This is a genomic window from Streptomyces amritsarensis, from assembly GCF_001953875.1.
Classification (GTDB): Bacteria; Actinomycetota; Actinomycetes; order Streptomycetales; family Streptomycetaceae; genus Streptomyces; species Streptomyces amritsarensis.
Window position 1 is genome coordinate 97,059 of the sequence record NZ_MQUR01000001.1, and the last position, 14,720, is coordinate 111,778.

Annotated in this window: 9 protein-coding genes; 7 read left to right on the top strand and 2 right to left on the bottom strand. The window is 72.0% G+C overall.

All coding sequences use genetic code 11. The features are described 5' to 3' along the window. Positions 1-968 precede the first annotated feature (968 nt). From AVW11_RS00410 to AVW11_RS00425, 5 genes are all read left to right on the top strand, one after another. On the top strand, positions 969-2,963 hold the full coding sequence (locus AVW11_RS00410) for an alpha-1,4-glucan--maltose-1-phosphate maltosyltransferase (protein WP_030853751.1): 1,995 nt from the start codon (positions 969-971) through the stop codon (positions 2,961-2,963). Further along, on the top strand, positions 2,960-4,678 hold the full coding sequence (gene treS, locus AVW11_RS00415; protein ID WP_030853749.1) for a maltose alpha-D-glucosyltransferase: 1,719 nt from the start codon (positions 2,960-2,962) through the stop codon (positions 4,676-4,678). Before AVW11_RS00410 ends, treS begins: the two co-directional genes overlap by 4 nt. Before the next feature lie 178 nt (positions 4,679-4,856). Beyond that, positions 4,857-6,305, top strand: coding sequence for a maltokinase N-terminal cap-like domain-containing protein (locus AVW11_RS35565; RefSeq protein WP_079250458.1), 1,449 nt, complete (start codon positions 4,857-4,859; stop codon positions 6,303-6,305). Continuing rightward, positions 6,302-8,590, top strand: coding sequence for a 1,4-alpha-glucan branching enzyme (gene glgB, locus AVW11_RS00420; protein WP_078095108.1), 2,289 nt, complete (start codon positions 6,302-6,304; stop codon positions 8,588-8,590). The genes AVW11_RS35565 and glgB overlap by 4 nt, the downstream gene beginning before the upstream one ends. 384 nt (positions 8,591-8,974) lie before the next feature. After that, positions 8,975-9,598: a helix-turn-helix domain-containing protein gene (locus AVW11_RS00425; protein ID WP_078096323.1), complete on the top strand. Its 624-nt coding sequence runs from the start codon at positions 8,975-8,977 to the stop codon at positions 9,596-9,598. A 13-nt stretch (positions 9,599-9,611) separates the two neighbouring features. On the opposite strand, the gene AVW11_RS00430 is transcribed toward AVW11_RS00425, so the two are convergent. Continuing rightward, the gene (locus AVW11_RS00430; RefSeq protein WP_076042875.1) at positions 9,612-9,833 is read right to left on the bottom strand and encodes a hypothetical protein; all 222 of its coding nucleotides are present in this window, start codon (positions 9,831-9,833) and stop codon (positions 9,612-9,614) included. A 199-nt stretch (positions 9,834-10,032) separates the two neighbouring features. Continuing rightward, on the bottom strand, positions 10,033-11,058 hold the full coding sequence (locus tag AVW11_RS00435; protein ID WP_030853728.1) for an ATP-dependent 6-phosphofructokinase: 1,026 nt from the start codon (positions 11,056-11,058) through the stop codon (positions 10,033-10,035). Positions 11,059-11,338: 280 nt separating this feature from the next. On the opposite strand from AVW11_RS00435, the gene pta reads away from it, so the two are divergent. Together pta and AVW11_RS00445 are read left to right on the top strand one after the other, a co-directional pair. Next, a complete protein-coding gene (gene pta / locus AVW11_RS00440) occupies positions 11,339-13,429 on the top strand; it encodes a phosphate acetyltransferase (RefSeq protein ID WP_030853725.1) in 2,091 nt (696 codons plus the stop codon). A 57-nt stretch (positions 13,430-13,486) separates the two neighbouring features. Further along, positions 13,487-14,701, top strand: coding sequence for an acetate kinase (locus AVW11_RS00445; RefSeq protein WP_076042876.1), 1,215 nt, complete (start codon positions 13,487-13,489; stop codon positions 14,699-14,701). Positions 14,702-14,720 lie beyond the last annotated feature (19 nt).

The window sequence follows — 14,720 nt, forward strand, 5'->3', positions numbered from 1 at the left end:
CTCCGGCGGCTCGCGCCCGCCCTCGGGCTGCACGGCGGACCTGTTCGCGGCGGCCGGGGTGGCCGTCCCCGACGACCTGGCGCCACTGGACCCCGGCGCCGGATCGGGCGTTCCCACCCTCGTGCGGCACGCGCCGGCGCTGGCGCCCGAGCAGCGTGAGGCCCTGCGAGCGTTCGCGGAGTCCCTGCCCCGGGAGGCGGGCGCGCGGCCCGCTCCCCCGCCGCCGGCGTACGAGGACTACCCCGCCGGCGTCGCGCCGCTGCCCGCCGCCGGGGGGCCGGAGCCTGCCGTCCACGGTGTGGCCGAGCTCGTCCGGGACGTACGCCGGCTGACGGCCGACCGGTTGCGGCAGGTCCTCGACCTCGCGGAGGCGACGCGGGGCGGGGCCGGTCCCGGTGGGGAACCCCCGCCCGGGTCCCGCGGAGAGGTCGGCCCGGCCACCGACCACGGCCAGGGCCAGGGCCCCGAACCCGGTCAAGGCGGGCGTTTTTCGGCCAGATCTCTCAAATCCTGTGAAACAGGGGTCACTCCCACCCCGCGGGGACGACGACCCTCCGTCTCCCGTACCCCCGCGCGGGTGGTTCCCGAGGGGCCTTGGAGACGGGTGGGACCGGTGTTCCGACCCCCTACGTCACGTAGTCCCGGCCGACTTGACGGAGCCCCGCCGGATGTCGAGCCGAGCCTTGGTATTGCCCGTTCCACTACGTACGAGTAGTTAACCAAGTGCGCGGATTGGGCGGGGTGAGAGTGGGAAGGGCTCCCCGGGTACACGTCGTACACGCACGGCGCACCCGCCCACAAACCCTCTCCCCGCCACCCGAGTGAACGCGGACAGGAGCGGCCATGCCCGCAGCCCAGCCGTCTCTTGAGCGGCTAGAAACAGAGCGAACAGAGCGTGCACTACCAGTCGTGATACCGGCTGGCCTGTTGTCACCGAGCCCTGCGAACTGCCCCCAGGTGATCCCATCATGATCGGTCGCATTCCCGTGCTGGACGTCCGCCCCGCCGTCGACTGCGGCGCCAGACCCGCCAAGGCGGTCGTGGACGAGGTCTTCGAGATCTCAGCCACCGTGTTCCGCGAAGGACACGACGCCGTAGCCGCCCACCTCGTCCTGCGTGATCCGAAGGGGAAGCTGCGGCCCCCCGTGCCGCTGAGCGAGCTCGCCCCCGGCACCGACCGGTGGGGGGCGCGGGTCTCCGCCGACGTCGAGGGGAGGTGGACGTACACCGTCGAGGCGTGGAGCGACCCGGTGGGCACCTGGCGGGCCCATGCCGCGATCAAGATCCCCGCCGGGATCGACACCGGGCTGGTGCTGCTGGAGGGCGCGGAGCTCTACGAGCGGGCCGCGGCCCGGATCCCCAAGCGCGACGGCCGCGACGCCGTCCTGGCCGCCGCCGGGATCATGCGGGACGAGGACCTCCCGGCCGCCGAGCGGTACGCGGCCGCACTCGCCCCCGCCGTGGGCGCCGCACTCGCCAGGCGCCCCTACCGGGAGCTGGTCACCGCCTCCAAGCCGCTGCCGCTGCTCGTGGAGCGCAAGCGGGCCCTGTTCGGCTCCTGGTACGAGATGTTCCCGCGCTCCGAGGGGGCGGTGCTGGAGCCCGGCGAGGCTCCGGTCAGCGGCACCTTCCGCACCGCGGCGGAGCGGCTGCCCGCGATCGCCGCGATGGGCTTCGACGTGGTCTACCTTCCGCCCATCCACCCGATCGGCAGCACCTACCGCAAGGGCCCCAACAACACGCTCTCCGCGGGGAGTTGGGACCCGGGCGTGCCGTGGGCCATCGGCTCCACCGAGGGCGGGCACGAGGCGGTCCACCCGGAACTGGGCACCATCGAGGACTTCGACGCCTTCGTCGCGCGCGCCCGCGAGCTGGGCATGGAGATCGCGCTGGACTTCGCCCTCCAGTGCTCCCCCGACCACCCGTGGGTGGAGAAGCACCCGGAGTGGTTCCGCCACCGGGCCGACGGGACGATCGCGTACGCCGAGAACCCGCCGAAGAAGTACCAGGACATCTACCCGGTGCACTTCGACACCGACATGGCCGGCATCGTCGAGGAGACCTGCCGGATCCTTCGGCACTGGATGGACCACGGCGTCCGCATCTTCCGGGTCGACAACCCGCACACCAAGCCGGTCGTCTTCTGGCAGAAGGTGATCGCGGACATCAACAAGTCCGACCCCGACGTGATCTTCCTGGCGGAGGCCTTCACCCGGCCCGCGATGATGCGCGCGCTCGCCGCCGTCGGCTTCCAGCAGTCGTACACCTACTTCACCTGGCGCAACACCAAGGCCGAGCTGACCGAGTACCTGACCGAGCTCTCCGCCACCCCGTCCGCCTCGGTGATGCGGCCGAACTTCTTCGTCAACACGCCCGACATCCTCCACGAGTACCTCCAGAAGGGCGGCCGTCCGGCCTTCGAGGTGCGCGCGGTCCTCGCCGCCACCCTGTCCCCCGCCTGGGGGATCTACTCCGGCTACGAGCTCTGCGAGAACACCCCGGTGCGCGAGGGCAGCGAGGAGTACCTGAACTCCGAGAAGTACGAGTTCCGGCCACGCGACTGGGCGGCCGCGGACCGCGAGGGCCGCACCATCGCCCCGCTGATCACCACCCTGAACCGGCTGCGCCGGCGCAACCCCGCCCTCCAGCAGCTGCGCGACATCCACTTCCACTCGACCGACAACGAACAGGTGATCGCCTATTCGAAGCACGCGGGCGCCAATTCCGTACTGGTGGTCGTCAACCTCGATCCGCACCACACCCAGGAGGCGACGGTGTCGTTGGACATGCCGGTACTCGGCCTCGACTGGCACGGGTCCCTCGCGGTGCGCGACGAGCTCACCGGCGAGACCTATCACTGGGGCAGGGCGAACTACGTGCGCCTAGAGCCGGGCCGCACGCCCGCGCACGTACTGGCCGCTCTGCGACCGTCCCCGCCCACCGGAGGGTCACCCACCACATGATGATCAACGATCCCGTCCACGACACCTTCGAGGACACCCCCGCCAAGGACCGCGATCCCGACTGGTTCAAGCGGGCCGTCTTCTACGAGGTCCTCGTCCGCTCCTTCCACGACAGCAACGGCGACGGCGTCGGGGACCTCAAGGGCCTCACCGCCAAACTGGACTACCTCCAGTGGCTCGGCGTCGACTGCCTGTGGCTGCCGCCGTTCTTCGCCTCGCCCCTGCGCGACGGGGGCTACGACGTCTCCGACTACACCTCCGTGCTGCCCGAGTTCGGCGACCTCGCCGACTTCGTGGAGTTCGTGGACGCGGCGCACACCCGCGGCATGCGGGTGATCATCGACTTCGTCATGAACCACACCAGCGACCAGCACGAGTGGTTCCAGCAGTCGCGCAAGGACCCCGACGGCCCCTACGGCGACTACTACATGTGGGCCGACAACGACAAGCAGTACCAGGACGCCCGGATCATCTTCGTCGACACCGAGACCTCGAACTGGACGTACGACCCGGTCCGCAAGCAGTACTACTGGCACCGCTTCTTCTCCCACCAGCCGGATCTGAACTTCGAGAACCCGGCCGTCCAGGAGGAGATCATCTCCGCCCTCCGCTTCTGGCTGGACCTCGGCATCGACGGCTTCCGCCTCGACGCCGTGCCCTACCTGTACGCCGAGGAGGGCACCAACTGCGAGAACCTCCCGCGCACCCACCAGCTGCTCAAGAGAGTCCGGGCCGAGATCGACGCGCACTACCCGGACACGGTGCTGCTCGCCGAGGCCAACCAGTGGCCCGAAGACGTCGTCGACTACTTCGGGGACTTCGCCAAGGGCGGGGACGAGTGCCACATGGCCTTCCACTTCCCCGTCATGCCGCGCATCTTCATGGCGGTGCGAAGAGAGTCCCGCTACCCGGTCTCCGAGATCCTGGCCAAGACCCCGGCCATCCCGAAGAACTGCCAGTGGGGCATCTTCCTGCGCAACCACGACGAGCTCACCCTCGAGATGGTCACGGACGAAGAGCGCGACTACATGTACGCCGAGTACGCCAAGGACCCGCGGATGCGGGCCAACATCGGCATCCGGCGCCGGCTCGCCCCGCTCCTGGACAACGACCGCAACCAGATGGAGCTGTTCACCGCCCTGCTGCTGTCGCTGCCCGGCTCGCCGGTGCTCTACTACGGCGACGAGATCGGCATGGGCGACAACATCTGGCTGGGCGACCGCGACGGCGTCCGCACCCCCATGCAGTGGACCCCGGACCGCAACGCCGGTTTCTCCTCGTGCGATCCGGGCAGGCTGAACCTGCCGGTCATCATGGACCCGGTCCACGGGTACCAGGTCACCAATGTCGAGGCGGCCATGGCGTCGCCCTCCTCACTGCTGCACTGGACCCGCCGGCTCATCGAGATCCGCAAGGCCAACCTGGCCTTCGGCCTCGGCTCGTACACCGAACTGCAGTCGTCCAACCCGGCGGTGCTCGCGTTCCTGCGCGAGCACGGGGACGACCTGGTGCTGTGCGTGCACAACTTCTCGCGCTTCGCGCAGCCCACCGAGCTGGACCTGCAGTCGTTCAACGGGCGGGTACCGGTGGAGCTCACGGGCGACGTGCGCTTCCCGCCGATCGGCGAGTGGCCCTACCTGCTGACCCTGGCGGGACACGGCTTCTACTGGTTCCGGCTGCGTGCCGAACAGCGCGGTGCCCGCCGCGCCGAATAGCCGGCACGGCCACAGGCGGACCACGCCTGGGCCAGGGGGCGGGCAGCTCGAACGGGTCAATCGCCCGCCCCTGTACGGATCATCCTGACCCGACACTCGCACATGCCGGAGAAGCAACAGCCGCGCATCCGGGACACTCTGCGCATTCTGTGACGGCCCGGGGAAAGGACGCGACGCCATGTCGGAGGCTGCATCCGCCCGGAGCCGGCTGACTGCCGACCGGGCCGCCGGGATCGCCCCGTTGGAACCGATGCTGCGGGCCTGGCTGCCCGCGCAGCGGTGGTTCGCGGGCAAGGGCCGGGCCATCAGCAGGCTCACGACCGTCTCGGCGGCCGACCTGCTGCCCCCCGGCTCCACTCCCGGACTGCTGCACGTGCTCCTCGACGTGGACGGGGACTGCTACCAGCTGCTGCTGGGCATCCGCCCGTCCCTGCCCCCCGCCCTCGCGCCCGCCCTGATCGGCCACGCCGAGGACGGGCCGTACGCGGGCCGCGCGGTCTACGAGGCCCTGGGCGACCCCCGGCTCGCCGCGATGCTGCTGGAGCGGCTGCGCTCGCCCGGCGTGCTCGGCCCGCTGCGCTTCGACCGGGATCCCGCCACACCGGTCCCGGCCGGGCTGACGCCCCGGCCGCTGTCCGGTGAGCAGACGAACTCCTCCCTCATCTACGGAGATTCGTTCATCCTGAAGGTGTTCCGCCGCGTCGGCCCCGGCGTCAACCCGGACCTGGAGCTGCCCAGGGCGCTGGCCGCCGCGGGCTGCGCGCGGGTGCCCGCGCCCGTCGCCTGGTACGAGGCCGAGCCGCCCGGCGGGGACACGCTGACCCTGGGCGTGCTCCAGCCGTACCTGCGCGGCTCCGACGACGGCTGGCAGCTGGCGCTGCGCCGGCTCGGCTCCGGGGAGGACTTCACCGCCGAGGCGCACGCGCTCGGCAGGGCGACCGCCGAGGTGCACAGCGCGCTCGCCGCGGCCCTGCCCACCGTCGCGCTCGGTCCGGAGCAGACCGCCCGGCTGGCCGCCGGGATGACGGCGCGGCTGGCCGCCACCGCCCGGGAGGTGCCGGCGCTGCGGCCCTACGAGGTCGGGCTGCGGGGTGCCTTCGACGCGCTGGCCGCGTCCCGCGGGACGGGGGTGGCCGCCCAGCGGATCCACGGGGACCTCCATCTGGGTCAGACCCTGCGCACCCTCGACGGCAGCTGGTCGTTGATCGACTTCGAGGGCGAGCCGGCCCGGCCCCTGGCCGACCGGCGCCGTCCCGAACCGGCGGTGCGCGACATCGCCGGGATACTGCGTTCCTTCGACTACGCCGCCCGCTCGCACCGGCCGTTCGCACCCGCCTGGGCGGACGACTGCCGGGCCGCGTTCTGCGAGGGCTACGCCCGCACCACCGGCCGGGACCCGCGCGAGGATCCCGTACTGCTGCGGGCGTACGAGACCGACAAGGCGGTGTACGAGGCCCGCTACGAGTCCCGGCACCGCCCCGACTGGCTCCACGTCCCGATGGCCGCGATCCGGCGGCTCTCGGAGCCCGCGCGGCCCGCCCACCGCGTGCCGCCGACCCCGCCCGCCCTCTCCCCGCACCCGCACCCGCACCCCCATCCGAAGCCCCCGAGGAGGCCGCTCGCGTGAGCGCCGCACGACAGCCGTCACCGACCGTCCGCGACGAAGCCGCAACCGCCCCGGCGGCGGCGAAGAAGCCACGCACTCCCCGGGCCCGCCGCGCCGCCCCTGCGCACGGGGTCCGGCCGGCGCCGGCGCTCCCCGCCGGGGAACGGGCCCGGCTGCTGGAAGGCCGCCACCACGACCCGCACGCGCTGCTGGGGGCGCGCACCCAGCGCGGCGGGGTGGCCTTCCGGGTGCTGCGCCCGCACGCCAAGGCGGTCACGGTCATCGCCAAGGGGCTGCGGGCCGAGCTCCACGACGACGGCGACGGGCTGTTCTCCGGGCTGCTGCCGCTGACCGCGGTGCCGGACTACCGGCTGCTGGTGGCGTACGAGAGCGACGAGATCGAGGTCCACGACCCCTACCGGTTCCTGCCCGCCCTGGGCGAGCTGGACCTGCACCTGATCGGCGAGGGCCGCCACGAGCGGCTGTGGACGGCGCTGGGCGCCCAGCCCATGGAGCACCAGGGTGTGGCCGGGACCCGGTTCACGGTGTGGGCGCCGAACGCGCAGGGGGTCCGGGTCTGCGGGGACTTCGCGTACTGGGACTCCGTCGCCTACCCGATGCGCTCGCTCGGGTCGAGCGGCGTGTGGGAGCTCTTCCTGCCGGGCGTGGGTGCCGGAACGCTCTACAAGTACGACATCACGCGCCCGGACGGCAGCCACACCCTGCGCGCCGACCCGATGGCCCGGTCCGCGGAGGTCCCTCCGGCGAACGCCTCCGTGGTCACGGCCTCGGAGTACGAGTGGCAGGACGCGGAGTGGATGGCGCGGCGCGGCGCCCGCCCCCCGCACCAGGCCCCGTTCTCCGTGTACGAGCTGCACCTGGCGTCCTGGCGGCCCGGGCTCTCCTACCGCCAGCTCGCCGAGCAGCTCCCCTCGTACGTCAAGGAGCTGGGCTTCACCCACGTGGAGATGATGCCGGTCGCCGAGCATCCCTTCGGCGGCTCGTGGGGGTACCAGGTCACCGGCTTCTACGCGCCGACCTCGCGCATGGGCACCCCGGACGACTTCCGCTTCCTCGTGGACTCGCTGCACCGGGCCGGGCTCGGTGTGATCGTCGACTGGGTGCCCGCGCACTTCCCGCGGGACGACTGGGCGCTCGCGGAGTTCGACGGGCGGCCGCTGTACGAACACCACGACCCGCGGCGGGCCTCCCACCCGGACTGGGGGACCCTGGAGTTCGACTACGGGCGCAAGGAGGTCCGCAACTTCCTCGTCGCCAACGCCGTCTACTGGTGCGAGGAGTTCCACGTGGACGGGCTGCGCGTGGACGCGGTGGCCTCCATGCTCTACCTGGACTACTCGCGGGGCGAGGGCGAGTGGGCGCCCAACGAGCACGGCGGGCGGGAGAACCTGGACGCGGTGGCCTTCCTCCAGGAGATGAACGCCACGGTGTACCGGCGCTGCCCGGGGGTGGTCACCATCGCGGAGGAGTCCACGGCCTGGAACGGCGTGACCCGGCCGACGGACGGCGGCGGGCTGGGCTTCGGCCTGAAGTGGAACATGGGCTGGATGCACGACACCCTGCGCTACATGTCGAAGGAGTCGGTGCACCGCAAGTACCACCACCACGACATGACCTTCGGGATGATCTACGCCTTCAGCGAGAACTACGTGCTGCCGATCTCGCACGACGAGGTGGTCCACGGCAAGCGCGCGCTGGTGTCGAAGATGCCCGGGGGCGACTGGTGGCAGCAGCGGGCGGCGCACCGGGCGTACCTGGGCTTCATGTGGGCCCACCCCGGCAAGCAACTGCTCTTCATGGGGCAGGAGTTCGCGCAGGGGTCGGAGTGGTCGGAGGCCTCCGGGCCGGACTGGTGGCTGCTGGACTCCTCCTACGCGGCGGCCGGCGACCACCGGGGTGTGCGCGATCTCGTGCGGGACCTGAACCGGACGTACACGGCGACGCCGGCCCTGTGGGAGCGCGACACCGTGCCGGAGGGCTTCGCCTGGGTGGAGGCGGACGCGGCGGAGGACAACGTCTTCGCCTTCCTGCGGTACGCGCAGGACGGCTCGCAGCTGCTGGCGGTGTCCAACTTCTCGCCCGTGGTCCGGCACGGCTACCGGGTCGGGGTGCCGGAGGAGGTGCCGCTGTGGCACGAGGTCCTCAACACCGACCTGGAGGCCTACGGCGGCAGCGGGGTGCACCACGGGCAGCCGCTGCTTCCCGAGCCGGTGCCGGCCCAGGGCCGACCGGCGAGCCTGCGGATGACGCTGCCGCCGCTGGCGACGATCTGGCTCAGGCCCTAGCGAGCTCGTCCGGCGGACGGCTCGCCGTCGCGGAGAGCCGGGGCCCTCGCCACCCCCGTAGGCGAGGGCCCCATAGGAACCACGTACGGGAAGGGGTTCCGGTTCACATTCCGTGGAGGGCGTGTGAGGGGTATTGCGTCCCGGCGGGTTGGCTGGAACCGTACGCAGTACTGGATCTTCGAAGATCCCGGGGTGCACCGATTACCGGACAGTCGCCGGAAAACTCGCCAAAAGCCCCCTACTTCATAGGACGTTCCTACGAGGTATGGGCTTGTTTGTTTGGTCTGTAGGCGGCGCAGCCCGGCCACTTCTACGGTGTGCGGTGTGCACTCCAGCCCGCCCTTCAATGCCCCCGCCGCGCGGCGCCTGCGCGCGGCCCTGGGCATGGCTCCCGGACATGTCGCCTACGGCCTTCGCGCCCAGTACGGACTCGTCGTCGCGCCCGAGACGGTGATGGCCTGGGAGCGTGGCGAGATATCACCGTCGTCCGTCGAGCTCACCGCGCTCGCGGGCGTGCTGTGGTGTTCGCCGGGTGAACTGCTCGCCGAGCCGGTCACGTTGCGCGAGCACCGGATGGCCCGGGGGCTGGCCGCGGACGAACTGGCCCGGCGGATCGGCCTGGAGACGAGCTCCTACCAGAAGATGGAGGACACCGGGCGCTGGAAGGGCAACGAGCGGCAGTCCGCCGCCCTCGCCACCGTGCTCGGTCTCACCCTGGCCCAGTTCGTGACGGCGACCGGCAAGCACGAGGAGCTGGCCGAGCTGCTGCGCAGCGCGGTCACCACGCGCTGGCAGGCGTACGTGAAGCCGCTCGGCAAGCTGCTGCCGATCCCCAAGCCGCACCTGGAGCGGACGCTGGACCGCTTGCACGGCGAGTACCAGTCGCGGATGGTGGCGACGCTCAGCTGGGGCGGCGGCCAGGGCGAGGCCGGCAGCGGGGACGCGGGCCGGGAGTTCCTCACCGGGATCGTGGACCGCTTCTGGCAGCTCGCGGGCGGTGCGGCGTAGCGCCCGCGAGCACCTACGGCAGCGGCGCGTGGACCACGGAGGCCGGGGTGCCGGCGGCGGCCAGGTCCTGCCGGATCCGGTCGGCGGTCTTCCGGTCGGCCACCAGGACGGTCGGCGGGGCGGGGCACGAGGCGATCGCGGTCTTCAGGTGGCCCAGCGAGGCCTGGTACTCCTTCTCCTCGACCGGGGCCGCTCCGCCGGCCTTGACGTGGAACACCTCGTACAGCCCGACCATGCTGCCGCCCTGCTTGGTGAGGATCTGGGCGAGGAAGGTCGACCTGAGGTTGAGGTAGGCGTCGGCGCGACCCGTGCGGGCGGGGCGGCGGGGGCGGTTTGCGCCGCCCCGGAGCGGAGCGGCGCCTTCCGGTCGGTCCGGCGGAGAACGGGGGCCGGAGGGCCCGCATCGGCCGGGGCGCGGGTCCCGGCCGGGTGGGTCAGAAGACCGACTCGGCCTCGTACATGCGGTCCTCGGGGACCGTCTTCAGCTCGGTGACCGCGTCGGCGAGCGGGGCCATCACGATGTCGGTGCCGCGCAGGGCGGTCATGTTGCCGTACTCGCCGCGGTGGACCCCCTCCACGGCGTGCCAGCCGAAGCGGGTCGCGAGGACGCGGTCGTAGGCGGTGGGCGTGCCGCCGCGCTGGACGTGGCCGAGGATGACCGGGCGGGCCTCCTTGCCCAGGCGGTGCTCCAGCTCGATGGCGAGGCGGTTGCCGATGCCGGCGAAGCGCTCGTGGCCGTAGGCGTCGATCGCGCCCTTCTCGTACGGCATGGAGCCCTCGGCCGGGTGCGCGCCCTCGGCGACGCAGACGACGGCGAACTTCTTCCCGCGGGCGAAGCGTTCCTCGACCATCTTGACCAGCGCGTCCACCTCGAACGGGCGCTCCGGCAGGCAGATCCCGTGGGCGCCGCCGGCCATGCCGGACTCCAGGGCGATCCAGCCCGCGTGACGGCCCATGACCTCGACGACCATCACGCGCTGGTGCGACTCGGCGGTGGTCTTGAGCCGGTCGATGGCCTCGGTGGCGACCATGACGGCGGTGTCGAAGCCGAAGGTGCGGTCGGTGGAGGAGATGTCGTTGTCGATGGTCTTCGGCACGCCGACGACCGGCATCCCGGCGTCGGACAGCATCCGGGCCGCGGTCAGGGTGCCTTCGCCACCGATGGGGATCAGGGCGTCGATGCCGTAGCGGGTGGCGAGCTCCTGCGCGTTCTCGGCGGCCTCGTGGAGGCGGGCCCGCTCCATGCGCGCCGAGCCGAGGATGGTGCCGCCGCGGGCGAGGATGCCGCTGACCGCATTGATGTCGAGGGGGCGGAAGTGGCCGTCGAGGAGGCCCTTGAAGCCGTCCTCGAAGCCGATGACCTCGTCCCCGTGGCCGACCACGGCACGGTGTACGACCGACCGGATGACAGCGTTGAGGCCCGGGCAGTCTCCGCCTGCGGTGAGAACTCCGATACGCATCGTGCTGTGTCTCCTGCTCCTGGTCCTGCCGGGCCCTGCGGGTGGGTTGCGCGCGGCCCGCCCGCCGTCCATATGAAGGGCGTATTGGTGCCGCCTGTCCGATTGTTCCATGCCCGCCGGGCGGGGCGCGCGTTCCGAGCCACTCGCCCCGGAGGGCCTTCGGGCCCCGGGACCCGGCCTGACTTCCGGCGGGCGCCCTATCCATTGGCGGAGGTATTGTCAAGAGGGCAACCCAATCCCAAGCGGGTCGATCGACCACACGAAGAGACGGAGAGCACGCGTGACGCGCAGCGTGTACGTGACCGGCATCGAGCGGGGGGACGGCCGACAGGTCGTCGAACTCGGGATCATGGAACTCCTGACGCGGCAGACCGGCCGGGTGGGCGTCTACCGGCCGCTGCTCCACGACGCACCCGACCGCCTCTTCGACCTGCTGAAAGCCCGCTACCGGATCGACCAGGACGCCTCGACGGCCTATGGCATGGAGTACCGCGAGGCCTCGGCGATCCTGGCCGAGAAGGGCACCGACGAGCTGGTCTCGCAGCTCGTCGACCGCTACCACCGGCTGGCCCGCGACTACGAGGTCGTGCTCGTCCTCGGCACCGACTACGCGGAGACCAACCTCCCCGACGAGCTGGCGCTCAACGCCCGCCTCGCCAACGAGCTGGGCGCGGTCGTCGTCCCCGTCGTGGGCGGCACCAAGCGCCCCGCCGAGGCCGTGCGCGCCGAGGCCCGCAACGCCTACCGCGCGTACGAGAGCCTGGGCTGCCACGTCGTCGCGATGGTCGTCAACCGGGTGGCCGCGGAGGACCGCGACCTCATAGCCGAGCGGCTGGCGGCCCGCCTCCCCGTGCCCTGCTACGTCCTGCCGGACGACAAGTCGCTGTCCGCCCCCACCGTCGCCCAGATCACCCGGGCGCTGGGCGGCGAGGTGCTCCTCGGCGACGAGGCGGGCCTGGCCCGCGACGCCCTGGACTTCGTCTTCGGCGGTGCGATGCTGCCGAACTTCCTCAACGCCCTGACCCCCGGCTGCCTGGTCGTGACCCCCGGCGACCGCTCGGACCTCGTGGTCGGCGCGCTCGCCGCGCACGCCTCCGGCACCCCGCCGATCGCCGGGGTGCTGCTCACCCTGAACGAGCGGCCGACCGAGGACGTCCTGACGCTGGCCTCGAAGCTGGCGCCGGGCACGCCGGTGGTGTCGGTGGCCGGCAACAGCTTCCCGACGGCCGCCGAACTCTTCTCGCTGCAGAGCCGGTTGAACTCCGCGACCCCGCGCAAGCTGGAGACCGCGCTCGGCCTCTTCGAACGCCACGTGGACACCGGCGAGCTGCGCGGCCTGCTCTCGGTGGCCCGATCGGAGCGCGTCACTCCGATGATGTTCGAGCACGAGCTGCTGGAGCGGGCCCGCTCCGACCGGCGCCGCGTCGTGCTGCCGGAGGGCGCCGAGGAGCGCGTGCTGCGCGCCGCGGACGTGGTGCTGCGCCGGGGCGTCTGCGACCTGACCCTGCTGGGCGAGGAGCAGGCGATCCTGAAGAAGGCCGGCGACCTCGGCGTCGACATCTCGGGCGCACAGCTCATCGACCCGGCGACCTCCCCGCTGCGGGAGGGTTTCGCCGAGTACTACGCCGAGGTCCGCGCGCACAAGGGCATGACCGTCGAGCTGGCCCACGACGTCGTCACCGACGTCAACTACTTCGGCACGCTGATGGTCCAGCGGGGCCTGGCCGACGGCATGGTCTCCGGCTCGGTGCATTCCACCGCGGCCACCATCCGCCCGGCCTTCGAGATCATCAAGACCAAGCCGGAGGCGTCCATCGTCTCCTCGGTGTTCTTCATGTGCCTGGCCGACCGGGTCCTCGTGTACGGCGACTGCGCGGTCAACCCGGACCCGAACGCCGAGCAACTCGCCGACATCGCCGTCCAGTCGGCCACCACGGCCGCGGCGTTCGGCGTCGAGCCGCGGATCGCGATGCTCTCGTACTCGACCGGCACCTCCGGTTCGGGAGCGGACGTGGACAAGGTCCGCAAGGCCACGGAGACCGTCCGCGAGCAGCGACCCGACCTCGCGGTCGAGGGCCCGATCCAGTACGACGCGGCCGTGGAGCCCTCGGTGGCCGCGACGAAGCTGCCCGGGTCCGAGGTGGCCGGCCGCGCGACGGTGCTGATCTTCCCCGACCTCAACACGGGCAACAACACGTACAAGGCCGTGCAGCGTTCGGCCGGCGCGGTCGCGGTCGGCCCGGTGCTCCAGGGACTGCGCAAGCCCGTCAACGACCTCTCGCGCGGCGCCCTGGTCCAGGACATCGTCACCACCGTGGCCATCACGGCCATCCAGGCGCAGGGCGCGCCGGGCCCCGCCGCGACCACCTGAGCCCCGGCCCCTCCCCCTTCTCCCCTTCACCGCCCGCGACAAGGAAAGACCCCCATCGTGACCGCATCGCGCGTACTCGTCCTCAACTCCGGCTCCTCGTCGCTGAAGTACCAGCTCCTCGACATGGCGGACCGGTCGCGCCTGGCCGTCGGCCTCGTGGAGCGGATCGGCGAGGAGACCTCCCGGCTGGTGCACGAGCCGCTCAGGGGTCCGGGCGCGGCCGGCGGCAAGCGCGAGCAGCTCGGCCCGATCGCCGACCACGAGGCCGCGCTGAAGGCCGTGGCCGGCGAGCTCGCCGCCGACGGGACGGGCCTGGACTCCCCCGAGCTGGCCGCGGTGGGGCACCGGGTGGTCCACGGCGGGACGCGGTTCACCCGGCCGACGGTGATCGACGACGAGGTGCTGGCGGAGATCAGGAGCCTGATCCCCCTGGCGCCGCTGCACAACCCGGCGAACGTCACGGGCATCGAGGTGGCGCGCTCGCTGCGCGCGGACCTCCCCCAGGTCGCCGTCTTCGACACCGCCTTCCACGCGACGTTGCCGGAGTACGCCGCCCGGTACGCGATCGACGCCGAGGTCGCCGAGGCGTACTCCATCCGGCGGTACGGCTTCCACGGCACGTCCCACGCCTACGTCTCGCGGGCGACGGCCGCCCTGCTCGGCAGGCCGGTGGAAGACGTGAACGTGATCGTGCTGCACCTGGGCAACGGCGCCTCCGCCTCGGCCGTGCGGGGCGGGGTCTGCGTGGAGACGTCGATGGGCATGACCCCGCTGGAGGGCCTGGTCATGGGCACCCGCTCGGGCGACCTCGACCCGGCGGTCGTCTTCCACCTGGCGCGGGTGGGCGGCCTCTCGGTGGACGAGATCGATTCGCTCCTGAACAAGAAGAGCGGTCTGCTGGGCATGTGCGGCGACAACGACATGCGCGAGGTGCTGCGGCGCGCCGGCGAGGGCGACGAGGCGGCGCGCCTGGCCTTCGACGCGTACGTCCACCGGTTGAAGAAGTACATCGGGGCCTACTCGGCGGTCCTGGGGCGGGTGGACGCGGTGGCGTTCACGGCCGGGGTCGGCGAGAACGCCCACCAGGTCCGGGAGGCCGCGCTGGACGGCCTGGCCGAGCTGGGCCTGGTGCTGGATCTCGAAGCCAACGCGGCGCGTTCCCCGCAGCCGCGGCTGATTTCGGCGGATTATGCCCGTGTGGCCGTGGCGGTGGTCCCCACGGACGAGGAACTGGAGATCGCCACCCAGGCGTATGCGCTCGTTACCCGGTAGTCACTTGGACTTTCCACCA

Excerpts from the sequence above, each read along its gene's own strand:
- AVW11_RS00410 (WP_030853751.1), top strand. The coding sequence starts at position 969 with ATGATCGGTCGCATTCCCGTGCTGGACGTCCGCCCCGCCGTCGACTGC.
- treS (WP_030853749.1), top strand. The coding sequence starts at position 2,960 with ATGATGATCAACGATCCCGTCCACGACACCTTCGAGGACACCCCCGCC.
- AVW11_RS35565 (WP_079250458.1), top strand. The coding sequence starts at position 4,857 with ATGTCGGAGGCTGCATCCGCCCGGAGCCGGCTGACTGCCGACCGGGCC.
- AVW11_RS00425 (WP_078096323.1), top strand. The coding sequence starts at position 8,975 with ATGGCTCCCGGACATGTCGCCTACGGCCTTCGCGCCCAGTACGGACTC.
- AVW11_RS00430 (WP_076042875.1), bottom strand. The coding sequence starts at position 9,833 with ATGGTCGGGCTGTACGAGGTGTTCCACGTCAAGGCCGGCGGAGCGGCC.
- AVW11_RS00435 (WP_030853728.1), bottom strand. The coding sequence starts at position 11,058 with ATGCGTATCGGAGTTCTCACCGCAGGCGGAGACTGCCCGGGCCTCAAC.